We start from the raw sequence: 22,540 nt of genomic DNA, 5'->3' as shown, positions 1-22,540 counted from the left end.
ACCGGTCTGGTGTACGCGGGCGTTCACGCGGGCTACGCCAGGGTCGCGCCGATTCTCTCGTTCATCATTTCGGTTGTGCCATCAGCAAATCCGATCGCCTTTGCCGCCAGCAGATGCTTTGCCAGCACGTTGTCGTCGCCCATCCCGACCGCACCCATCGCTTGCATGCATCCGGCGATCGCGGGGAGACACTGCTCGCCGGCAAACTTCTTGGCCATCGCGGCTGCCAGGATGGCTTCCTTGCGCTCCTGGTCGATCAGCGTGGCGGCGCGATACGTAAACATGCGCATGGCTTCCAGCGTCGTAGCCACATCGGCGAGCGACCAGCGCAGGCCCTGGTGCTCCAGCAGGGACTTGCCGAATGTCTTGCGCTTGCGCGCATAAGCCAGCGCGATATCGAGGCTGGCCGCCACCATGCCGCAAGCCATGGCCGCAATATGCGTGCGAGCCTTGTTGACCCCGGCCATCGCCTGCGCGAATCCCTCGCCCGGCGGATACAGGACATGGTCGTCCGGTACGTGGTGCGCGCTCAACGTGAAGCCGCCAATGCCGGCCGCGCCCATCGCGGCGAACGGATCAAGCGGACCGCGCGTGAAACCCGGATTCCGGCCGTCGGCAATGAAGCAGGCGATACCTGCCGCCCCTTTCGCGAGGTTGGTCTGGGCGAAGGTCAGCAACACATCTGCGCCGGCGGCATTGGCGATCCAGCGCTTGACGCCATCCAGGCGCCAACCGTCAGTCACGCGGCTCGCGGTGGTGCTGATAGCGGCGAAATCGCTGCCAGCGTCCGGTTCGGACATTGCAGTGCAACCCACCGAGTCGCCGGCGAGCATGGGCGGCAGGAAGCGGTCCTTGGCCACCGCGGTCCCGTGGGCGGCGATCCGGGCCGCGGCATTGTGATGGTTGATCAGCGCGAACGCGAAGGGAAAATCGACACGTGCGAGTTCCTCGGCCACGCGGGCCCGCACCAAATAGCGCATGCCGTGCCCGCCAAGCGCTACCGGGATTTCCATGCCGCCCAGGCCGATGCCGCAGGCCGCGCGGATCGTCGCGCTGGCCCACTCGTGCGCGCCGGCCGCCAGGCGGGAGGCAGGCAACACGGTTTCCCCGGCAAACTCTCGGGCCGCCGTGATCAACTGGCGGGCCTTCGTGTCCAATAGTTGGTCAAACTCCTGGGTCAGGTCCATATCAGGATTCCGCTCGCGCGGTACGTATCGCGCCGGCTGCTTCCATGAGTTCGATATCGCTGGCGTTGTATCCCGCCCGCTCCGTCAATACGGCGACCGTATCTTCGCCAAGCGCGGGCGGATAGCTCAGCGGCGCGGCGCCGGCATATTTGAAGGGATTGCCGAGCAGGCGGGCGGACTTGTCGCCGCTGCGGCTTGCCGCGGTCTCTACCATGCTGCGGGCTTCGATGAGGGGGTGCGCCAGCGCTTCGTCGACACGCTTAATCACCGCTGCCGGCACGCGCGCATCCGAGAGCAAGGCTTCCCATTCGGCAGCGGCCCGGGTACGCATGGTGCTGGACAGTTCCGCAGTCAATTCTTCCACGTGTTGGATGCGGGCGGAAGCACTCGCGAAGCGCGGGTCGTCGATCAGGCCTTCGCGGCCGATGGCGGTGCAAAACTTCTGCCAGAACGCCTCGCCCGTTGGTGCCACGGCAATATAGCGGCCATCGGCTGTCGGGTAGGCATCGCTCGGTGCGATCATCGCGTGCCGCGCGCCCAGCGCCGATGGCATTTTTCCGAACGACAGGAAGCCCTGCGCCTGCCAGCTCAACATCGCGATCTGTGCGTCGAACAGCGAGAGCTGCACGTGTTCGCCCACGTCCGTGCATTCCGCCTTCAGCATGGCCGCCACCGTCGCCAGCGCCAGGTACAGCCCGCCGGCAAGGTCCGCCACCTGGTAACCGACCCGCACGGGCCGGCCGCCTTCGTCGCCCGTGATGCCCATCACGCCTGCCATGGCCTGCAACACGAGGTCGAACGCTGGCGCCTTGGCGTAGGCACCCTTGTCATCCAGCCCGACGATCTGCGCAACCGCGATGCGCGGATTGATAGCCTTCAAGGACGGGTAGTCCAACCCGAGCCGGCGCGGCACATCCGGCGCGAAGCCATAGATCACGGCATCGGCGGTACGCACCAGCGCGTAGAAGGCCTCCTTGCCTTCCGGGGTCTTCAGGTCCAGCGCGACACTCCTCTTGCCGCGGTTGACAGACAAGAAAAAGGCCGAGTCCTGCGTGTCCGACAGGGGCGGGACCGAACGCGCAAAGTCGCCGTCTATCGGCTCGATCTTGATGACTTCGGCGCCGAGCTGCGCCAGCAGTTGGCCTGCGAAAGGGCCGCCCAGCACCCAGGTAAGGTCGAGAATGGTCTTGCCGCTCAGCACGTGGTCTCCTCATGCATTGATATGTTCTGTCGCTGCCGCGCGGCGATTCGGATATGGCCTGGTATGGGATCGCGTGCCCTGCTCAACTGGCCGGTGCAAAAATCTCACATCGCACGCTGCCGCTCGGGTACGCTGCTGGCCGGCATCACCAGTCGCCGAAAAACTCCGGCATGCAGCAAACGGGAGTGCATTGAAGCACGGGAAATAAAGGGAGGACAAAGCATATAATCTGACAACCAGTGTGAGATTTTCTAACGACTATGAGCCGCCTTCCCCCACTAAACTCCATCCGGGCATTCGAGGCGGCCGGCCGGCACCTGAGCTTCACTCGTGCAGCCGAGGAACTCTGTGTTACGCACGGCGCCGTCAGTCACCAGGTCAAGACGCTCGAGGAATGGCTGGGCGTGCCCTTGTTCCGCAGGCTCGGACAGAGCGTTCAGTTGACCGACCAGGGACGGCTGTATCTGGCTACGGTGAGTCCCGCGCTCTCAGCGATCGCCTCCGCATCCAGAAGCCTGAGTCGTCATGAAGTGCTGAGAGTCAATGCGTTGCCATCCTTCATCATGCGCTGGCTATTTCCGCGGCTGGTGTCGTTCCGGGCGGCGCACCCGACCATCGAGGTCGACATCTCGTCCGGCCTCGAACCCGTGGAAGAGTTGTCCGGCGATATCGATGTGATCATCCGCCGCGAGCCGGATACCGTGCCCGGCCTGGTCAAGCGAAAATTCATCCCTGAGATGCATTTCCCGGTTTGCGCGCCGAGCCTGTTGAAGGACGGCAGGCTCGAGGGAATCGGCGACTTGCGCCATCACACGCTGCTGCATTGCCAGGCGCGGCCGACGGTTTGGAACGACTGGCTGAAGGCGTTCTGGCAAGACAGCCTGGTGCCCGCGCAGTCGCTCCAGCTCGAACACCTTTACTTCGCCCTGCAGGCGGCCCTCGACGGGCTGGGTGTGGCGATGGGACCGTCCTCGCTGGTGGCTTCCGATGTGGCTTCCGGCAGACTGGTGATTCCGTTTGGCCGCAGGATGCTGCCTTGCCGGAACTATTTCATGATCCTGCGGCAAGAGCGCCAGCATGACCCGGTGGTGAAGACCTTCTGTGACTGGCTCGAAAGGGAGGGAGAACAATTCGAGTCGGATCTGGGAGTGATTCTGGAGAAAGTCTTTTCGGCTGATCGATATTGCTAGGCGCGAGCGTTGTGCAGCGACGAGAGCATAGTGGGCTGCTGTGACTCCGCCGGCTCTTACATGTCGTGAAGAGAAGTAATCGTGGGTCTTCCGCAATTTGTGTGACGACGGCAAACTCGCGTGGAGGACCTTGTCGCGTTTTTCCCGCCCCACTACCCACCATTCCTCTTTCTGATTAACGTGGGTGAGCCCGCCAGCCTCTTCCCGGGCGCACGAACTCACGCGCCTGCGATGGCTACCGGACTAGCGGGTGCAGCAGTACGAGCAGGCCGGCCATTTAGTTCGGCTTCAACACGCGCAGCCGCAGAAGGTCGATATTCGCGCGGCCATACATTTGGCGCTTGAGGAGCTTGAGCCGGTTGACATGACCCTCGGTCTGGCCATTGCTCCATGGCAGCATGAAAGCCGCCCGCACAGCCGGTAAGTCGGCGCGCAGGCTTTGCGCGAACCCACGCATTTCCGCAGCGTCGCAGCACGACAGACGTTTAAACCATCGATCGAAATGTCGCCCACTTCGCCGATGCATGAGTCCGAGAAACTCCCGCGCGAGGCTGCGCACCTCGCCGACCACGGGTTCGATCTTGCACAGCGCCTGCACGAACTGATCGTGGTCCGCGCTCTTTGGCTCCTCGACAGCGAGCTTTCTCCATCCGACAAGCCATCCAAACACGCACCGGGCCGACGGGCACGGAATCGTACGAACGGGTACTTGGACAAGCGGTGCCTTGCCCTGCGGAAAGAGATGGCGGGCCACGCAACTCTGCACGCAGGCGGGACTGCCCTTATAGCCGCGCTGCTTGAGTTCTTGCACAATCAGCTCAGGAAAGCGACAACCCTGGGCGATTCGTTCCTCGATATAGTCGCGATAGGGATCCAAAGGCGTCGGACCCCGAGCCCAGGGCGTGCGCTCGGGGAATGCCCCCGCGTGGACGAACTTCTGCACGGTTACATTGCTGATTGAGAGTTCGTGCGCGATTCCTCTGAACGTGCCGCCCTGCGCACGTAGCGCCATCACTCGCTCGTACAGCGCCAGCCGCGTGGCGCGTCGCCGATCGCTCAGACGCTGCCACGACCGGAGTGAGTTGTGGCCCAGCACCCCCTGCCGGCCCAGGGTCATGCTACCGACCTCGACTTGCTGCGCGGCTTGGCGCAGTTGTGGCCCGAGTCGGTAAAGCAGCCTCTCGACGTTGTAGCGCAGGTTGCTCAGCAGATGCCAGCGATCCGAGACTTGCTTGGCTGCCGGCAGCGCGAGGTCGACCGCTTCGGAATAGGCCCCGGCCCGGTCCCTGGCGACGATCTCGATCGATGGGTGCGCACGCATCCACGCAGCCACCGTAATGGCGTCCCTGCCGGCGAACACTTCGATCGGCTCACGTCGCTCCAGATCGACGATGATTGTTCCATACTGGTGACCGCGCGCGATCGCCCAGTCATCGATGCCGACGACCCGCAGTCGTGGTTTGCGCTTGCGCCCAGAAGCTCTTCGCAATTCCCGCAGCACGGTGTCGGCACTGGTGCGCAAGCCCAAGGCGTCAGCAAGCCGGGCGGCCGCCTCACCACCGAGGGCGTGGCCCAGCGCGTGTAGCGCCCGAGCTTGCGATCGTGTACGACGTTGATACCGACCGGCCAAAGCGTGGATGTTCTCGGCAAACGTACGACGGGGACAATTGGCGTTCGTACATTTGAAGCGACGCATCTCAATAGCGAGAACGACCCGCTGCTCGAGCACCGGACGTTCTTCCAGTCTGCGCACATAGCGGCCGTGGAGTCGGTGACTCCAACGATGGCAGGCAGGACAAGGGGCCGCGCGAACCGTACTACAGGCTTCGACAGTAATGGTCTCCCCGCACGCATCGCTGGAGACGAAGCGCTTACCCACCCGGGCGAGGATACGATCAATCCCACCGAGAACTTGCCTCATGGTAACGATCAACGTACGGCCAAATCGGCCCGAGAACAGGCCCTCGACTCTGCCTGCTGGAAGAGGCTCTTGATGCAGACCTTGAGGCGATCGAGGCCGAGCTGGAAGCTCTGATCCCGTCGTCCAAGTCGGAGCCCAAGAACAAGCCGAAACGCCAGGCGCTGCCGCCCCAGTTGCCTCGCACTGAGATCCGTCACGAGCCAGAGTCCGAGACTTGCGCGTGCGGCTGCGCGCTCAAGCGCATTGGCGAAGACGTCAGCGAGAAGCTGGACTACACCCCCGGCATGTTCACGGTCGAACGCCATATCCGGGGTAAGTGGGCATGCGGGCAATGCGAGACCCTCACGCAGGCACCGGTTCCTCCTCACGTCATCGACAAGGGCATCCCCACCGCCGGCCTGCTGGCGCATACGCTGGTGTCCAAGTTCGGTGACCATCTTCCTCTCTATCGGCAAGAACGTATCTACGCGCGCGCTGGCTTGGCGATCCCGCAATCGACGCTGGGCGCCTGGGTCGGCATCTGCGGTGTGCACTTGCAACCGCTGGTGGACGCGCTGCAGCAGGAGGTACTGACCCAGAGCGTGCTGCACGCCGACGAGACACCGGTGCAGATGCTCTCGCCAGGCAATGGCAAGACGCATCGTGACTATCTATGGGCCTACGCGCCGAGCCAGTTCTCGTCGTTGCGTGCAGTGGTCTATCAGTTTGCCCCGAGCCGCAGCGGGGAACATGCCCGGGCGTTCCTGCAGAACTGGCAAGGCAAGCTGGTGTGCGATGACTTCTCTGGGTACAAGGCCAGCTTCGGCAGCGGCATCATCGAGATCGGGTGCATGGCGCATTATCCTGAGTACGGTTTTATCTTGAGTGAAGCCACTTGGCAGCAGCGTTCATGCGGTCGACCGATGATCCGAGCTCGACATAAATTCGGATTGCTCACAGGGACTTCAAGAACGCGAGCATGTCGCCCTTTGGCTTCCATGTCTTCGCGTTCGCCGGCTCGATGCCCGCCTTCTTCCAGAAGGCGAGCATGGCCTCTCGCTTCATCTGCAGGTTGGTCGTGATGTAGCGGCCGGTCGTGGCGACGCTGGCGTGGCCGAGATAGTCACGGATCACCGTCACGTCGGTTCCTGACTGCAGAAGCGCAACGGCGCAACTGTGACGTAGCACGTGTGGCGTGATGTGCTTGCGTCGCAGCACTGGGTTGTCGCGAGCCGCTGCCGCTACATGCTTGCCAAGAACGTAGGCGACGCCGTCGCGGGTCATAGGCTGGCCGTGTCGATTCAGGAATACGCACTGTTCATCGGTAGCACCTGACATACCGCGCAGTCGGTGCAGCGCGTTGGCTGTCTCGGTCCAAAGCGGCAACAGGCGCTCTTTCTTGCCCTTGCCGTGCAATCGAACTTGCCTTGGTGAGGTCAATTGCAGATCGTCCCACCGAAGTCCGGCGGCTTCGCTGACCCGAGCAGCACTGTTGTAGAGGAAGAGCAGAAGCGCGTAGTCACGCCAACCGTCGACGGTGCGCCGATTGGGCGTGCTGATGATCAAGCGGACATCCTCCGCCTCAAGGTAGGTTGCTGGCCGCTGCCGCGCCTTCTTTGCAGGGATCGCCAGCACTCGCATGTACTGCTGCGAGTGCGCCAAGTCGTTGCGCAGTAGATGCTTGAAGAAGCCACGGATGGCCGCTCGGCGGCAATTGCGTGTTGCTGCCGAATTCGATCGCTGCATCTCGATATGATCCAGGAAGCGTGTCACGGCATCAGCGTCAATGTCGCCGAGCTGCAAGGAAGCAACCCCTCGGCCGCGCTGCTCAGAAACGAACTTTAACAGTATCGTCAGCGCATCGCGGTAGGCCCTGATCGTGTGGACGCTGGCACCTCGCTGCGTCGGCAGGTATTCGGTGAAGTACGACTGCACAAGCGCGAACAGACCATCCTGCGAGCGGTTCATGGCAGCGATCGGCGCTTGCGGCGCGAGTGCTGCTCGAAGCGCTGGCTCGCGAGTTGCAACAGCTCGGGCGTGGCCTTGAGGTACACCTCTGTACCAAGGACGTTCTGGTGGCCGAGGTAGGCCGACAACCACGGCAGCTTCGTGTGCACGTCCACACCCTCAATGGCCCAAGCGGTCAGCCGATGTACGGCGAAGGCATGCCTGAACTCGTAAGGCCTAGCACCCGAGCGACCGCGTGGCGGCTTCAAGCCGAGATCGCGCAGCAGGCATCGCAACACATCCGAGGCAGCCCGCACAGTGAGTGCAGATCCGTCGCGACGGATGAACAGTGTCAATGGATCGTCGGCCCCGCTTGCCGCCAGGACTTCCTCGCGTTGCCGCAGGTAGTGGCGTAATTCGACGACCAGGTCGTTGCGGATCGCCAGGATGCGCGAGCGCCCCTTGCTTCGTTGAACTGTGAGAACGGCGGTGCGTAGATTGACGTCGACCAGATGCAGACTGGTGGCTTCGCCCAGCCGCATCCCGGTGCAGTACAGTACGAGCGTGAGCGCGCGCAGCATCGCCCCCCACATGTTGCGACCCTCGTGCCGCGTGGCCGCGCCCACCATGGCAAGCACCTCTTCGCGGCTGAAGATGTAAGGCACGAACACCGACTCCTTGACCGGCGCCACCGCGTGATCGGGGACGAAGCCATATGGATCGCTGCGGCGACGGAACAGGCACAACTGACGCACCACGCCGAATTCGTTGCCCACCGTGATGGCCTTGCGGCCTTCGATTCGCGTCACCCACTGCGTCACCACCTGCTCCAATGACGCAGGACGGTCGCCATACCGGTCACGGACGAAGCGCACGAAGCCGTTGAGCACAAACTCGGCGCGGCGGTAGCCCATGCCCATGGCCCTCTTAAACGCCAGGAACTGCATTGCGTCACGGGTCAGGGTAGCGGCGGTAATCTTCGTGCTCATCGCGGCACCGGAAGAGAGACGTCGCGCAGCGACTGCGTGGCGATGCGCAGGTAGGCCGACACCGACTCCGGGTCGCGATGTCCGAGCAGATCCGACAACACTCGTGCCTTGGTGCCAACATCGAGTTGCCGCGCGGCGTTCGAGTGCCGCAAGACGTGGCTGCCTAGGTAAGGTGCCTGGATACCGGCGATCTTGGCATGTTTGATGAGCACGTGCCGCACCGCCGACGATGCCGTGAGGGCGCCGAATGGCACCTTCATCTGGACGAACACATGCCGCGTAGGTGTATGCGGCGGACGCCCATGCCGCAGGTAACGGGCCAGCACCTTGGCCACTGGGGGAAGCAAGGGCAACACAAAGTTGGCGCTGGTCTTCGGGCGCGAAATCTGCAGCGTACCGGCATCCCAGTCAATGTCCTGCAGTTGCAGGCCGATCACTTCGCCGGCGCCCAGGCCGTAGGTGCTCATCATCAACAACAGCGCATGGTCGCGCAGTCCGCGTGCGGTGCTCGTGTCCACAGCGCGCAGGAGTCGCTGAACGTCCTCCCACGGTAATGCGCGCTGGGGGCGTTCGGATCTGGGCTGTACTGGCGAGATTACCCCGTCGGCCAAGTCGGCGCGAATGCGCCCGCTGGCCAGCAAGAACCGGGCAAAGGATCTGACCGTGCTGGCGATGTCGGCCGTCGTCGAGCGTGCATAGTGGCTGGCGCATACGATGAGGAATGCATCGATGTCGGGCAAGCTCAGATGGCGCCAGGTCTTACCGGAACTGCGCAGGTGCTCGAACAGCTTGCCTACGTGATCGAGCTTCTTGCGGATCGTGACCTCGGGATTGCCACGAACTTGCCCAAGATAGGCAGTGTAGTCACGCAGAACCCCCATGGCAGGTGGCCGATGGCATTCGAGGGATTGCCACGGCGGCACCGGTAAGCCCATGACTTCGTGAACGCGCCGCAGCGAGCGCATAGACGAACTCACGTGACTGAGATACGCGGGGTTAACCTTGCGTGTACGCGCGTACCAGGACCGGAAGCGCTTGACCCCTTCGCGCGATAGTTCGGCACCTTCATCAAGATTTAGGGCGCGACAATAGCGTCGAAACCGGCCGATCCAATGGAGGTATAGACGCGCAGTGCTTGGGCGGACACAGCGATCGCCATGCCATACGCGCAGGATGTCCCGCAGGCTAGGCGTACGCTCGGACGGTTGTGGCTTGGGTGACTGCGTGTTCATGCAAGCATATACGCTGTCCGGGCCAGATCGGATTCACATGCTCGTTGAACGCGCTGGATTTATGCGGTGTTGTGTCAGCCGAGTTCCTCGTGTGGACAGTAACCTCGTGCGTCGAGCACCAGATAAAACAGCACTCGAGATAATGGGCCCTGTACTAAACCGCTGACGCGGTAGTGGGAGGTGGGCAAAGGACTATGGCTGACGTTTCATGAAGAGGGTTGTCTGGCGCTGAACCCCAGCGAGGTGGTGAGCGGTGTCGCCAGGAGCAGTATGTGAACGCCCGGTTGGGCATTCCACCCACTGCTTCCAGGAGGCTCGCCATGACGCCACTGCGCCAACGCATGCTGCATGACATGCAGATCCGCAACCTTGCAGAGAATACCCAGAAGTCCTATCTGATTCAGGTATCCAGTTTCGCCCGCCACTTTCGCCGTTCGCCCGAACTGCTGGGTCCCGAGGAGATCCGGGCCTGGCTCGTCTATCTCCGCGAAGAGCGCAAGCTGGCACCCGCCAGTCTCGGCGCAACGATCGGCGCACTGCGCTTTCTCTACCGCGTGACGCTCAAACGCGACTGGAGCGACGAGGACTTTCCCTTGCCGAAGAAGCCGGTCCGACTGCCAGTCATCCTCAGCCTGGAGGAGATCACCACCTTCTTCGAGGCGATCGCCAGTCTCAAGCACCGCACCATCCTGATGACCGCGTACGCCGCCGGACTGCGGGTGTCAGAAGTCGTGCATCTGAAGGTCACCGATATCGACAGCAAGCGCATGGTCATCCGTGTGAACCAGGGGAAGAACCGTAAGGATCGCTACGTCATGCTGTCGCCGAAGCTGCTTGAGATCCTGCGAACGTACTGGCAGGATGCTCACCCGCGGGACTGGCTGTTTCCGGGCAACATTCCCGGACGGCCCATCAGCCGCGATGCCGTGGGCCAGGCATGCCAGCTTGCACGTAAGCGCAGCGGCATCACGAAACCCATCACACCGCATTCGCTGAGGCACGCCTTCGCCACGCATTTACTGGAGGCCGGCACCGACGTGCGCCGGATCCAGCTGCTGATGGGCCATAGGTCCCTTGCGACCACTTCGCGCTACTTACGAATCGCGACCAGCACCGTGTGCGCGACCCCGAGTCCCTTCGACCTGCTGCCGCATCCCGCACCCATCCCGCCTGAGCCCACACCGCCTACATACTTCTGAAGCCGGCGATGCGACCGGCGCTCGAGGTGGCGGATATCTTTCGCCGCTGCGGCCCACAGTTCCGGCAGACCCATGCCGACGCCCTCAGTCGTGCCCAGCGGCGCGCGATGAGCGCCATCGAGCTGTGCCGCACCGCCGCGCTCGGCGGCCATGTCGAGCAGTGTGATGCCTGCGGGCATCAGCGCATTGCCTACGACTCGTGCCGCCATCGATGCTGTCCGAAGTGCCAGTCGCTCGCCCGCGCGCAATGGCTCGAGCGCCGGCAGGCCGAACTGCTCCCCGAGGTCGAGTACTTCCATGTCGTCTTCACACTGCCCGAACCCATCGCGGTACTCGCGTACCAGAACAAGAGGCTTCTCTATGACATGCTGTTCCGCACCAGCGCCGCGACGCTGCGCACGATCGCCGCCGATCCGAAACACCTGGGCGCGGAGATCGGCTTCCTCTCCGTCCTGCACACATGGGGGCAGAATCTATTGCACCATCCGCACATCCATTGCGTGATACCAGGCGGCGGCATTGCCCCGGACGGCGAGCGCTGGATCGCGTGTCGACCGGGCTTCTTTCTGCCCGTGCGGGTGCTCTCACGGCTGTTCCGACGTCTGTTTCTCGAGCAACTGCGCCGCGCCTTCGACACCGGCTTGCTGCGCTTCCATGGCCAGCTCGAACCCTTGCGTGATCCGCCAGCATTCGCGGCCTGGCTCGCACCCGCTGCTCACGCGGAGTGGGTCGTCTACGCGAAACCACCGTTTGGCGGCGCCCGACAGGTGCTCGACTACCTGGGCCGCTACACGCATCGCGTCGCCATCTCGAATAACCGGTTGCTGCGCCTTGATGGCGACTCGGTCCTCTTCCGGTGGAAGGACTACCGTCACGAAGCCCGCCAAAGGACCATGACCCTGACGGCCGATGAGTTCATCCGCCGCTTCCTGCTGCATGTGCTGCCCGACGGCTTCAAGCGCATCCGTAGCTACGGGTGGCTCGCCAACTGCCACCGGGCGGCGCGCCTGGCCACCTGCCGGCGGCTGCTCGGCGTCGAGTCACCCGCCGCTGCGTCACCCGCCATCGGGGAAGACTACCGTGACCGTTACCAGCGGCTCACCGGCAGGTCGCTGCGCGATTGCCCCGTCTGTGGCAAGGGCCACATGGTCCGCATCGAAGGCGGTGTGCCTGGCATCCTGCCGCGGGCTCCACCTGATCCCAGCCATGGACAGTGACCGGCATCAGTACCAACCTCGAGCTCGTTGGTCTTCCCCATGTGGCCAACGCGAACCGACTCGTGCTTTGCCGTCTTCGCACCATCACAATGTCGCGAAACTCCGCACTATCTGGCCGTTGACCCGCGCATTCCCGCTGTCATCGCGCCACCGGCTCTCTCAGATCGCACGGTTCCGGCGTGCCACGGCCACGTGCCGGGCATCGCGAATCATCGCGTCGTTCATTCAATGCCCATAGAAGCGAGCGCCTGCGGAGCGGTTTAGCACAAATGTTTTTTTGATTACCGATCGCGGACTGGCCCCGACCGGCCGACTCACGCGTGAGGGGCCGCGATCGCCAATCAAAAAACCCTCTGCATCATGAAACGTCAGCCATAGTCCTTTGCCCACCTCCCACTACCGCGTCAGCGGTTTAGTACAACGCAGGTTATGCCGACTCCCCGATTATGCCGCGTCGTGCATGCGCGTGACGGTGGGCATGGCCTTTCATGAACGCTGTGTCGGCATAAACGTATGATTTCTCAGGCTAGCTATCGCGCTGGCCAGGAGAAATCGTATGAATGCGAAACGCACAGTCAGCGAATCCGGCGGGCTGCCGGCCCATCACATCAATGCATTTCTTGATCGTCTACGGACGGCACACTATTCCGAGGTATCACTTCGCAAGAAACGAAGAATCCTGTGTGCGTTCTCTGGGTGGATGAAGAACAGGCACATCGACCTGATTGATCTCGATGAGTCTGTCACAGCTCGCTTTATGAAGCGCATGATCGACGCATCACGAGACCGCGTCCAGCGTGCGCGACCCACATTACGGCAGTTTCTCGCCTATCTGCGTGCCGAAGCCATTGTGTGCCCGCCGACGTCGGGCCGCCAATCCGCAATTGCGCACATCTATGGTCGATACCTGGACTATCTGAGGCAGGATCGCGGACTCGCGAAGAACTCTCTGCTCGTCTATGGCCCGTTCATTCGCGACTTTCTCGACAGCCACTCGGCCAGCGACGGAAGTTTATTGCCAGATGCATTCGACGCGGTAACGATCCGGAATCATCTTCTTGCCCGCAGCAAAGGCCGATCGGCAGAGTACACGCGGCTGATGGCAGTTGCGCTTCGCTCGTTCTGCCATTTCCTCTTTCTGCGCGGCGATACGGCCCGAGACCTGTATGAGTCAGTGCCTTCAGTTCGTAAGTGGCGACAGTCAACTGTGCCGAGGTTCCTCACGCCTGAGCAGCAAGAAGCTCTCATTGCATCTGCAGACCGGTCGACCCCGACTGGGTGTCGTGACTACGCAATCCTGCTGTTGTTGGCGCGGCTCGGTCTACGTGCCGGAGAAATCGTTGCCATCGAACTCGACGACATTCACTGGCGTTCGGGAGAACTCGTCGTTCATGGCAAGGGGCAAATGGTCGAGCACGTCCCGCTGTCATCGGAGGTCGGAGAAGCAATCGCAACATATCTCCGCGATGGTCGCGGAGCAAGCGCATCGCGCCGCGTCTTCCTTCGCAGATTGGCACCTCGGGTTGGTTTGGCGGGGCCGGCGGCGATTGGCAAGATTGTTTGTCAGGCCTTCGCACGTGCCGGTTTCCGCCCCGCGTGCCGGGGCGCCGCACATCTGTTCCGTCACGGTCTGGCAACGACGATGATTCGCCACGGGGCCTCGATGGCAGAAATAGCCGAGGTCTTGCGGCACCGCTCACTGGATAGTACCGCGATCTATGCAAAGGTCGCGTTTGAGGACCTGCGCGAGGTCGCGCGCTCGTGGCCGACCGCTGGAGGTTCAATATGACTGCGATCCGCGATTCTCTCGCTCGGTACGTGGCGGTCCGCCGCGCTCTCGGGGCGTCATTCTACGAACCTGCATTGGCACTCGGCCATTTCGTTGATCTTCTGGAACATGAAGATGCAGAGTTCATTACTACCGATCTGGCTCTGCGCTGGGCGATGACGTCCACACTCGTCGAACGCGCCACCTGGGGGCGACGCCTCTCTCAAGTGAGAGGATTCGCGCGATGGATGAACGTCATTGACGGTCGAAACCAGATTCCTCCGGCAGGGCTCCTGAGTGCCCGCAGACAGCGCAATGCCCCGCACATTTACACTGAGCAGGAAATTGATCTGCTTATGACCCGAGCAGCTCAACTGCGATCCCGAACCGGCATGCGAGCACTGACCTATTTGACGCTCATAGGGCTTCTTGTAGCGACGGGCCTCAGGCCAGGCGAAGCGTTTCGGCTCGACCGGTCCGACGTTGACCTCGTCAGCGGAATACTCTCCATCCGGGAATCGAAGCTCGGCAAATCGCGGTGTGTTCCTGTAGCAGAGTCGACCCGGGTGGCACTCGAACACTACGTCCAGAAACGCGATCAACTCTGTCCTTTACGATTGAGCGAGGCGTTCCTGGTTAGTGAGAGCGGCAAGCGATTGAAGGCCGGCACCGCACGAAGTATGTTCGTCAGAATGTCGCGCGCTGTCGGTCTGCGATCGGCGACTGAGGATGGGCGCGATGGTTACGGCCCACGCCTCCAGGACTTCCGGCATAGCTTCGCGACTGGACGTCTGGTCGAGTGGTATCGTGCCGGTCGCGACGTAAGTCGGGAATTGCCGAAACTCGCCGCCTACCTCGGGCATGTCAACGTCGGTCTTACGTACTGGTACATCGAAGCGGTTCCTGAGTTGCTCGAACTCGCGGCAGCCTATCTCGACAAGTACTGTCCAGGAGAACAGCCGTGAGCGCCTCCAGTCTCCCATCCCTCGTTCAGCGTTTTTTTAGCCAGCGTCTGCTCGAGCAGCAAGGTCTGAGTTCGCATACGGTGGCAAGTTACCGTGACACGTTCCGGCTGCTTCTAGCGTTTGCCACGAAGCGTATCGGGCGCACGCCGTCAAAGCTGCGAATCGAGGACTTCGACGTGTCGTTGATCGAGGAATTCCTACAGCACCTCGAACACGGCAGAGGCAATTCGGTGCGGACACGCAACACCCGGCTTGCCGCCGTGCATGCCTTCTTCCGGTTCGTCGCGGTCAGCGAACCTGCGTTGTTTCTGCAGTGTCAGCGTATCCTTGCAATTCCATCCAAACGTTGTGAACATGGTCCCGTCGAGTTTCTAACCGAGAGCGAGGCCGCAGCACTAGTAGCGGCACCTGATGTACGAACATGGATCGGCAACCGCGATCGAGCGCTGCTTCTTGTAGCGGTTCAAACGGGTCTGCGGAATAGCGAATTGACCTCTCTCAGGCGTCAGGATGTGGTGCTCGGTACAGGCGCCCACGTCCGTTGCCTCGGCAAAGGCAGAAAGATGCGATGCACTCCGCTTCGACCAGACGTCGTCGCGGTGATGAAAGCATGGCTACGCTATCAACCTGGCGAACCCGACGATCCGGTCTTCCCCAGTTCGCGCGGTGGCCGTCTTAGCGCCGACGCACTTCAGCGGCTTGTGTCACGCAACGTCGCAATCGCGTGCCGCTCGTGCCCCTCGCTGAAGGACAAATCAGTAACTCCCCACACGCTTCGACACGGGGCCGCGATGAGCCTGTTACATCACGGCGTAGACCTGTCCGTAATCGCGCTCTGGCTCGGTCACGAGTCCTCCGAGACGACTCAGATCTACTTGCACGCCGACATGCAACTCAAGGAACGCGCGCTCGCGCACGCCACCGCGAGCGGTGTCGCGCCGACACGCTACAAACCTCCAGATCCGTTGCTCGCCTTCCTGGAGGCTCTCTGATAATGCCGACAATCCGAGCGGCCGGGAACAGAGATCCACCCATCCGTTGTGTGCATGGATTCATGACGCGGCATAATCGGGGAGTCGGCATAACCACATCGAAGGGCAAATCCGTCCTGTCGCTCTCGGGAGATCGAACTGGCTGTTCGCCGGGTCGCTACGCGCCGGCCAGCGGGCGGCTGCGATCATGAGCCTGATCCAGTCCGCCAAGCTCAACGGGCATGATCCCTATGCATACCTGAAAGACGTGCTCACGCGACTGCCAACCCAGAAGACTGCCGACATCGCGGAACTCCTGCCCCATCGCTGGGCCGCTTCCGCCATCACTGCATAGCCCTGTCAAGACGGATTCACCGGGCGTACATGGACGCCCCCAGTTTGCCAAGCTCTCAGTTCATAACGACGAGTAGGGAAAGATTGCTCCCGTACATCCGGACTTTTGATGCGAGCATGGGTATGCTCGCTGTCCCTGATGGGATTTGCTGGTCGGCGCCTCGGTCGCTTACACGCACTCTTGGTGCCTCGTCCGACGCGGGCTGTGCCGACCACGGTCTTACCTGTCTTGCCATCACTTCGTGATTGCTTGAGCAATCTGTGGTGTGATCCACTCTTAATGAAGTCTGTTTTGACTGGCCGACTTGACTACGCGGCTGAGATAGCAGGCGTGTAGTCGGGTCGGAACTGACGGTCGTGGGCAAGCAAAGCCCAGACGATTCTAGCTGTCTTGTTAGCCAAGGCGACTGCCGCGACGTTAGCGTTTCGGCGCGTCGTCAGCTTGACCAGCCAACTGTTAGGGTCGTTCCTCTGCGTCGCTCGGTAGATTACCGACCGGGCCCCGTGGATGAGCAAGGTTCGAAGGTACGCATCGCCTCTTTTACTCATGCCAAGCAACTTTGCCTTGCCGCCGCTGGAATGTTGTCGTGGCACAAGCCCCAACCACGCGGCAAGCTGCCTTCCGTTGTCGAAGTTCTTTGCATTGCCGACCGTCGCAGCCAGCGCGCTGGCTGTGATCGGGCCGATTCCCGGCACCTGTTCGAGTCGGCGGCTGATTTCGTCGTCTCGATGCCAGGCCTTAATTTGTGCCTCTATCTCGTTGACCTGTCGATCGAGCAATTTGAGATGCTCGAGCAGTCGGTCAATAAGCTGGCGGAATGTGCCGGGCAAATCGTTCGTCGCATCCTCGATGAGATCCGGCACACGCAGGGCGATGTAGGCAATGCCTTGTGGCACAACAAGACCGTACTCAGCCAGCAGGCCACGGATCTGGTTGGCCTGAGCGGTGCGAGCCTTTATGAAGCCCTGGCGCACGCGATGGAGTGAGAGGACTGTCTGCTGTTCGATGTTTTTGATTGGTACAAACCGCATCGTGGGCCGCGTTACAGCCTCGCAAATAGCTTGCGCATCGGCCGCGTCGTTCTTGTTACTTTTGACATAAGGCTTCACGAACTGCGGCGCCATCAGCCGGACCGTATGCCCTAGCGCCTGCAGCTTTCTGGCCCAGTGGTGTGCACTGCCGCAGGCCTCCATCCCGATCAAGCAGCTCGGGAGGTTGGCGAAGAACGCTGCGACTTGCTCCCGCCGCAACTGCTTGCGCAGCACCGTCTTGCCTCGCTCGTTCGCGCCGTGGACCTGGTCGGGTAGCAGTAGCGCATTGCTGCGCCACCGCCCCCTAAGAACCGGACGTGCGAGTCACCCCGCATCCGGCTCAAGCCACTCTTCAGCACCACGGTGTGGCACCGAACAACTTGACAGAACGTTTCGCAGTTTGACGACGGGAGAAGTAGCTAGCCCACGCCGGATCGAACGGGGTGGCCAGTCCTCGGCTTTTGACGTGTCTCGTAATTGGGATCGTCATAGCGCGGAAGAGCCGAAATCCGCTGGTACCGCTGTCAGCCGAACCCTTCGTTGCAAAATCCCAGGACCGGTGTCCGTCAGCCTGGAAGTACCTCCTCCTGACCCACCGTGCTCCTTTATTGGGATGTCGACGCCTAGCCCACTTCCAGAGCAGATGCCAGATGTGCGAGTCTATCAATGAGAAGCTTGCTTTCGCCACGACGTGACGGTGATACATGGCCCAGCCCCGGATGACCGGGTTCAGTTTCTGTATCAACGCCTCCTGCGTGACGCTCGCGTTGCCTTTGATGATCTCCCTGACCTTGGCGAGCAGCGATCTGACGCTTTTCGTCGCTGGTTTGACCAGCAGCTTGCCAGCGTATTTGCGCAAGTTCTGACCGAGGAAATCGAAACCCTCCGCAATGTTCGTGATCCGAGTTTTCTCCTCCGAGAGTTCTAGCCCTCGGGCGGCCATAAATTGCCTGACCGCAGGAAGTACTTTGGATTCGAGCACCTCTTTCGATATGCCGGTCACCACAAAGTCATCGGCATAGCGGACGACGTTGAGCTGGGTCTTGGTGCGCGCGTGTTTGGTCATTCCCACGCTTGCGTAAACCGCCGCCTCAAGCCCATCCAACGCCATATTCGCGATCACTGGCGAGATAATTCCCCCTTGCGGGGTACCTGCCCGGCTCTCGAATAGGGTTCCTTCATCGATATATCCGGCTTGAAGCCAACGGCGCAAGATTGCCTTATCCATCGGGATATGCTCCAGGATCCAGGCGTGACTGAAGTTATCGAAACAACCCCGGATGTCACCTTCCAGAACCCATTCTGGCGAAACGCTCTTAGCCAGCACGATGAAGCACTGTTCGATGGCGTCGGCAGTCGAGCGTTCGAGCCGGAAGCCGTAGGAATTTGGATCCGCCAGTGTCTCTGCCACCGGTTCCAGAGCGAGCTTCCACAACGCCTGCATCGCCCGGCACCGCATGCAGGGGATCCCCAGCGGACGCTTCTTGCCGTTACTCTTCGGGATGTAAACACGCCGCAGCGGCATCGCACGATAACCGCGATGCCGTAGCGACAGCATTCCCTTCCATCTAGCCGCCGGGGATGTCCATATCTTACCGTCCACCCCCGACGTTCTCTTGCCGCGATTTTCTGTCACTCGCTTCACGGCTAGCATCTTGCCGCTATGCGAGCGGGTCAGCAGATGTTGCAACGCTTTCACCTTGCCCCACCGGCCTTCTCGAGTTGCCTTGGCGATACGCACCTGAAGTCGTCTCACGTCTGTCTCGATGCGTTGCCAGTTCGCCTGGTTCCACATCTGTTCGGCGCGCGCGGGCGCACCAGCGTCGATGGACCGCGCTTGCACTTCGGTATCGATCCCTGTCATCTGCTCTCCCGCGTACAACGATTGCTCAAGTTTTCTCGCCATGAATGACCGCGCGGAAGTCTGCCCGCTTTCGCGTCGGGCAATGTTGCAGCCCGTATCCCGTCCATTACAGCCGGGCGTTCGCTTTTTCCGCATTCCTTTACCCACAGTGCCAACAGCGTTCCTTGCGGTTCGCCTGCCGTCGCCGGCGGCGCTATGGGCTTACCCTGTTCCACATGAATCTCCGAGTGGGGCGGACCCTTCGTCTTCGCCGGCGGTGTGTTGTCCACGATGGCCCAGTATTCAGAGACCATTCCTCACCGCATACCATTTTGGTTCAAGCCTATCAGCACGTTTGGCTTGTTCAAGCTCACGACGTTTAACCGAAGTTCACATATGTTGGTCGTACCCACTCATCCCTTGCTCCTCTCCGCCTTCGTGCTGGCAGATTCCGCTTCACCTTGCGGCTGGGCGTACCGGGTATCCGGCGGCTACGTTGTCCCCAGAGCTTCACACCGAGCTGTTACCGGCTCCGCGTGTCTGGGTAGGGAACGGTTGATGGAACAACCGGTTTCATCAGGTCATAGATGCTCCAGTGAAACAGAAACTCACGCGACTTGCAGGTCGCACAAACACATTCTTGGCCAGGTCGATCCCAATTGTCGTAATCTGCATGATGGATGCCCCTTCCGGTTTGAGTGGCTAGTGACACTTCCACTCTGGCACATCGATGCCGTCACCGGGTGGGGGCGTCCATCCCATTGCTTACGGATCTCTCGCGAATGCTCATGCTGTTCGACAACGTCAAAGCCGCTGAGCCAGCGGAAAACGCCGGTCGGCGGATGCAGTGGCTTGCACCAAAGCGCTAGGCTGGCGACAGCCTACCAATGCATCGCGGCAAGCAACCACGCTGCTGTTGCAGATCGCTTCTATCGGAAATAGTTTGTCAAGTAGCGGCAAGCCTTGGAGAGCGTGCAAATGTTGGGGAGGCCCCCAAGCGAGGGCCGCTCGGGATGCGTGTGGACTACGCTGATTGGTATCGCAAGGGTAGGAGCAGACCATGCGCTTAATCATCGAAGCCAGGTTGCCGGGTTTTGCCGGCTTCACTTCGGGGAATCGAGGGCGGCACGGACGCCGCCAGCGCGGCGATGACCAAGACAGGCTCGCTCGAGCGGACCCGCGGCTGCCGTTCCAGGAGACCATGACGGGCCTGCCGATGCCATGGCGTCGGCCGGCGCTTCACCCATGGGGGTTGATTATTGATCTCTGACGGTGCTCGGTGCTCAGCGTTCCAGCCGCCGTCAGCCGTGAAGGCGTGAAGGCGTGAAGGCGTGAAGGCGTGAAGTATAGTAAAGCTCTCCTTCACGCGATGCCAGACCAGTCAGTTGGGGCGTGAGTGATTTCGGTCTCTATCGACTCTCGTTCCAGTGAGTCGATCACCTTGCTGCCGAACACGGAACGCTGCGCGGCGTTGAACTTCATGGCCATGTGGAACCAATCAAGAATCCGGCCGCGAGACAGCTGACTGCTCTGGACAGCCTTCTGGGCCGGCCACGGTCGGCAATTCGCCGAGGCGGGAGGCGACCATTCCATCTACACTTCACTGCAACCCAACCCTTGAAATATTCCGGCTACGCAAGGCCGAACCCAGTGAGAACACGGCGCCCGAGCAATCAAGAAGGAGCTTACCCGCCGCCACCCTTCACTCAGCCAGCAACGCGCGCACTGCGTCCACCAATTGCCTGACGGCAGCAATTAGCTCCTTGACGAAGGCTTGATCAATCGTCAGATCTCCTTCGTATTCCGCAAGGTTCCGCTTATGATGCGCGACGTCAAGTAGACGCCATTGTTCCGCTGACCAATGGAGGGTGTGCTGCAGGCACTGAAAAACCAGATAGCGATTGTCCGAACGATAGCCATGCCGACGTAGCGCTGCAAGCGCGGCGGCGTGAGCGGCGTTATACACCAGATCAAACTGGCTCTCGATCGAAAGGGAGACATTCTGTGCATCGCCCAAGCGGATTTCTGCGGAGCGCAACAGTGCAGCGCACTCTCTCGAATCGGGCGGCTCCGCCTTCAGTTTCTTGACGCGTTCAAGATTTTGCAGCGCGGGCGAGGGAGTCAAGCTCATCCGGATTGCCTTTCACAAAGATCTTCGGTTGGTCTAGCACGCGTATCACGAACGCACGTCCCTCCTGGATTCGCTTGACGAACTCCGTCGGGCTGAAGACAGTGGGATTGACTTTACGCCCCAGGCGCTCACTGGCGTGGTCCAATGTCGCGAGCACTTCGCCGTAAGATAGATCATCAGCGAGAATCAGCACATCGACGTCGCTCCCCGCGTGATCGGACGCTTTCGCTACCGATCCAAAGACGAATGCGAGCGTGATGCGTGTCCACAGCGGCTGCAACGCGTCACGCAAGATCTCGCCGACCCCCAAGGTCTTGCTGACGATACTGCGCAATTCTTCAAAAATCGGGGCTTCCCGGTTGGCTTGGTAGTGCCGCTGATTGCCAACGCGATGCGACGTAAGCAGCCCGGCACCCTCCAACTTGGCGAGTTCCCGGTGCACGGCGCCGACGCCGGCCCCGGCGAGCGCGACGATCTCATTGGCATAAAACGAGCGTTCGGGCGCCCCAAACAGCACAGCCATTACCCGCTGTTGAGACTTGGTAAAAAGTGCATCGGCAAAGGAGGTTCCCATGTCGGGAATGATATCTCCCAAATTGGGTTCTATCAATCCCATTTTCGATAACTGCCCACCGTCTCATCTCCACCGAAGGGCCACTTCCTTCGCACCTGCGCGTATGGTGCCGCGCGATGTGCGCAGGGGTGCTTCCTGCTTTCCACGGCAGACGATCAAACGTTCGTGGCGGTGGTGCGCTGCCGGAACGGGTTCTGGCAGGAGGCGCGCGAACTGACCGAGGCGGCCCGCTGCTACCAGCGTGCGCGCGCCCTGCCGGATCATGACCGCAGCCGATCCTGACCCTTTTGTTTCTGGCCCTTTGATTTCTGGCCCGCGCGAGCCATCATGGTGACAGGCCCGGCGCCGACGCCGAGGCGGCAACGTTCGGCCTCGCGGACGAGCGTTACAACTTTAGTTGAAATGATAGTTACAACTTTAGTTGTGTGAGCGCGATCGCTTGCACACCTAATGTTGTAACCCTCCCCTATCCCACCTGGCAGGAAATCCCCCGAATCAGTGCGTTGCGCGACACTCTACCTGAGCGCGTCTGTGCCCTTCCGCACCGAAAGTTGTAATCGCTGCCGCCGTTTCACCTAATGTTGTGTCTTGTTGGAGCGGGATGGGAGGGCCGTAGGGTGCGCGCCAGAATACATCTACGGGCCCGAAGTACTGCAGCAGAGTCGGACGTGGAGATCAATCTGGCCACGTGGCCCACGGTCGATGAGCAAGCCCTGCCAGAGCCTCAGCTGTTACGTCCCGCGCAATCTGAGGTTTGGGGAGGGCGTTTATCCCGCGAACGGCTGGGGCGATTTTCTGAACATCTCCGCAATCAGCGCGAGACGCAACGGACATAAGGAA

The 22,540-nt window shown here is 61.3% G+C and carries 16 protein-coding genes and 2 pseudogenes; 8 read left to right on the top strand and 10 right to left on the bottom strand.

The annotated features are described in order from the left end of the window. Positions 1-32: 32 nt before the first annotated feature. Both LDO29_RS25675 and LDO29_RS25670 read right to left on the bottom strand, forming a co-directional pair. Positions 33-1,187 (bottom strand): acyl-CoA dehydrogenase family protein, encoded by a 1,155-nt coding sequence (locus LDO29_RS25675; protein WP_224082559.1) that lies wholly within the window; start codon positions 1,185-1,187, stop codon positions 33-35. Position 1,188: 1 nt separating this feature from the next. Next, a complete protein-coding gene (locus LDO29_RS25670; RefSeq protein ID WP_224082558.1) occupies positions 1,189-2,388 on the bottom strand; it encodes a CaiB/BaiF CoA transferase family protein in 1,200 nt (399 codons plus the stop codon). A gap of 260 nt (positions 2,389-2,648) precedes the next feature. Between LDO29_RS25670 and gcvA the strand changes: the two genes are divergently transcribed. Next, positions 2,649-3,578 (top strand): transcriptional regulator GcvA, encoded by a 930-nt coding sequence (gene gcvA, locus LDO29_RS25665; protein WP_224082557.1) that lies wholly within the window; start codon positions 2,649-2,651, stop codon positions 3,576-3,578. Positions 3,579-3,855: 277 nt separating this feature from the next. Here gcvA and LDO29_RS25660 read toward each other — a convergent pair whose 3' ends face one another. Next, positions 3,856-5,499, bottom strand: coding sequence for an ISL3 family transposase (locus LDO29_RS25660; protein ID WP_224082556.1), 1,644 nt, complete (start codon positions 5,497-5,499; stop codon positions 3,856-3,858). 20 nt (positions 5,500-5,519) lie between these two features. Between LDO29_RS25660 and tnpC the strand changes: the two are divergent. Beyond that, positions 5,520-6,383 (top strand): annotated as a pseudogene (gene tnpC, locus LDO29_RS25655) (IS66 family transposase); the annotation flags it as partial. 49 nt (positions 6,384-6,432) lie between these two features. On the opposite strand, the gene LDO29_RS25650 reads toward tnpC, so the two are convergent. From LDO29_RS25650 to LDO29_RS25640, 3 genes are read right to left on the bottom strand one after another with little or no spacing between them, the layout of a single operon-like run. After that, entirely contained in the window at positions 6,433-7,446 is a 1,014-nt protein-coding gene (locus tag LDO29_RS25650) for a site-specific integrase (protein ID WP_224082555.1), read from the bottom strand. Next, positions 7,443-8,414, bottom strand: a complete 972-nt coding sequence (locus tag LDO29_RS25645) for a tyrosine-type recombinase/integrase (RefSeq protein ID WP_224082554.1) — start codon at positions 8,412-8,414, stop codon at positions 7,443-7,445. The genes LDO29_RS25650 and LDO29_RS25645 overlap by 4 nt, the downstream gene beginning before the upstream one ends. Continuing rightward, positions 8,411-9,379, bottom strand: coding sequence for a site-specific integrase (locus tag LDO29_RS25640; protein WP_224082553.1), 969 nt, complete (start codon positions 9,377-9,379; stop codon positions 8,411-8,413). Before LDO29_RS25640 ends, LDO29_RS25645 begins: the two co-directional genes overlap by 4 nt. Before the next feature lie 587 nt (positions 9,380-9,966). Here LDO29_RS25640 and LDO29_RS25635 point away from each other — a divergent pair. The 6 genes and pseudogenes from LDO29_RS25635 to LDO29_RS25610 all read left to right on the top strand — a co-directional run. Beyond that, positions 9,967-10,845 carry a tyrosine-type recombinase/integrase gene (locus LDO29_RS25635; protein ID WP_224082552.1) on the top strand — a complete coding sequence of 293 codons (879 nt, stop codon included), beginning with the start codon at positions 9,967-9,969 and terminating at the stop codon, positions 10,843-10,845. Positions 10,846-10,853: 8 nt separating this feature from the next. Continuing rightward, a complete protein-coding gene (locus LDO29_RS25630) occupies positions 10,854-12,062 on the top strand; it encodes an IS91 family transposase (RefSeq protein ID WP_224082551.1) in 1,209 nt (402 codons plus the stop codon). A 556-nt stretch (positions 12,063-12,618) separates the two neighbouring features. Beyond that, on the top strand, positions 12,619-13,851 hold the full coding sequence (locus LDO29_RS25625) for a site-specific integrase (protein ID WP_224082550.1): 1,233 nt from the start codon (positions 12,619-12,621) through the stop codon (positions 13,849-13,851). Beyond that, the gene (locus LDO29_RS25620; RefSeq protein ID WP_224082549.1) at positions 13,848-14,795 is read left to right on the top strand and encodes a tyrosine-type recombinase/integrase; all 948 of its coding nucleotides are present in this window, start codon (positions 13,848-13,850) and stop codon (positions 14,793-14,795) included. The genes LDO29_RS25625 and LDO29_RS25620 overlap by 4 nt, the downstream gene beginning before the upstream one ends. Further along, the gene (locus tag LDO29_RS25615) at positions 14,792-15,787 is read left to right on the top strand and encodes a tyrosine-type recombinase/integrase (protein ID WP_224082548.1); all 996 of its coding nucleotides are present in this window, start codon (positions 14,792-14,794) and stop codon (positions 15,785-15,787) included. Before LDO29_RS25620 ends, LDO29_RS25615 begins: the two co-directional genes overlap by 4 nt. Positions 15,788-15,875: 88 nt before the next feature. After that, positions 15,876-16,121 (top strand): annotated as a pseudogene (locus LDO29_RS25610) (transposase domain-containing protein); the annotation flags it as partial. A 308-nt stretch (positions 16,122-16,429) separates the two neighbouring features. On the opposite strand, the gene LDO29_RS25605 reads toward LDO29_RS25610, so the two are convergent. The 4 genes from LDO29_RS25605 to LDO29_RS25590 all read right to left on the bottom strand — a co-directional run bounded on the left by LDO29_RS25605 (position 16,430) and on the right by LDO29_RS25590 (position 21,742). Beyond that, positions 16,430-17,431 (bottom strand): IS110 family RNA-guided transposase, encoded by a 1,002-nt coding sequence (locus LDO29_RS25605; RefSeq protein WP_224082590.1) that lies wholly within the window; start codon positions 17,429-17,431, stop codon positions 16,430-16,432. 73 nt (positions 17,432-17,504) lie between these two features. Further along, the gene (gene ltrA, locus LDO29_RS25600; protein WP_224082547.1) at positions 17,505-19,016 is read right to left on the bottom strand and encodes a group II intron reverse transcriptase/maturase; all 1,512 of its coding nucleotides are present in this window, start codon (positions 19,014-19,016) and stop codon (positions 17,505-17,507) included. Positions 19,017-20,697: 1,681 nt separating this feature from the next. Continuing rightward, positions 20,698-21,126, bottom strand: coding sequence for a hypothetical protein (locus LDO29_RS25595; protein WP_224082546.1), 429 nt, complete (start codon positions 21,124-21,126; stop codon positions 20,698-20,700). Further along, complete coding sequence (locus LDO29_RS25590; protein WP_224082545.1) at positions 21,089-21,742, bottom strand: nucleotidyltransferase domain-containing protein; 654 nt, start codon at positions 21,740-21,742, stop codon at positions 21,089-21,091. Before LDO29_RS25590 ends, LDO29_RS25595 begins: the two co-directional genes overlap by 38 nt. Positions 21,743-22,540 lie beyond the last annotated feature (798 nt).

The organism is Cupriavidus laharis (assembly GCF_914271435.1).
In the GTDB taxonomy this organism is placed as follows: Bacteria; Pseudomonadota; Gammaproteobacteria; order Burkholderiales; family Burkholderiaceae; genus Cupriavidus; species Cupriavidus laharis.
This window is presented reverse-complemented; position numbering and strand designations above follow the sequence as displayed.

Excerpts from the sequence above, each read along its gene's own strand:
- LDO29_RS25675 (WP_224082559.1), bottom strand. The coding sequence starts at position 1,187 with ATGGACCTGACCCAGGAGTTTGACCAACTATTGGACACGAAGGCCCGC.
- gcvA (WP_224082557.1), top strand. The coding sequence starts at position 2,649 with ATGAGCCGCCTTCCCCCACTAAACTCCATCCGGGCATTCGAGGCGGCC.
- LDO29_RS25660 (WP_224082556.1), bottom strand. The coding sequence starts at position 5,499 with ATGAGGCAAGTTCTCGGTGGGATTGATCGTATCCTCGCCCGGGTGGGT.
- LDO29_RS25650 (WP_224082555.1), bottom strand. The coding sequence starts at position 7,446 with ATGAACCGCTCGCAGGATGGTCTGTTCGCGCTTGTGCAGTCGTACTTC.
- LDO29_RS25645 (WP_224082554.1), bottom strand. The coding sequence starts at position 8,414 with ATGAGCACGAAGATTACCGCCGCTACCCTGACCCGTGACGCAATGCAG.
- LDO29_RS25640 (WP_224082553.1), bottom strand. The coding sequence starts at position 9,379 with ATGCGCTCGCTGCGGCGCGTTCACGAAGTCATGGGCTTACCGGTGCCG.
- LDO29_RS25635 (WP_224082552.1), top strand. The coding sequence starts at position 9,967 with ATGACGCCACTGCGCCAACGCATGCTGCATGACATGCAGATCCGCAAC.
- LDO29_RS25630 (WP_224082551.1), top strand. The coding sequence starts at position 10,854 with ATGCGACCGGCGCTCGAGGTGGCGGATATCTTTCGCCGCTGCGGCCCA.
- LDO29_RS25625 (WP_224082550.1), top strand. The coding sequence starts at position 12,619 with ATGAATGCGAAACGCACAGTCAGCGAATCCGGCGGGCTGCCGGCCCAT.
- LDO29_RS25620 (WP_224082549.1), top strand. The coding sequence starts at position 13,848 with ATGACTGCGATCCGCGATTCTCTCGCTCGGTACGTGGCGGTCCGCCGC.
- ltrA (WP_224082547.1), bottom strand. The coding sequence starts at position 19,016 with ATGACAGGGATCGATACCGAAGTGCAAGCGCGGTCCATCGACGCTGGT.
- LDO29_RS25595 (WP_224082546.1), bottom strand. The coding sequence starts at position 21,126 with ATGAGCTTGACTCCCTCGCCCGCGCTGCAAAATCTTGAACGCGTCAAG.
- LDO29_RS25590 (WP_224082545.1), bottom strand. The coding sequence starts at position 21,742 with ATGGGATTGATAGAACCCAATTTGGGAGATATCATTCCCGACATGGGA.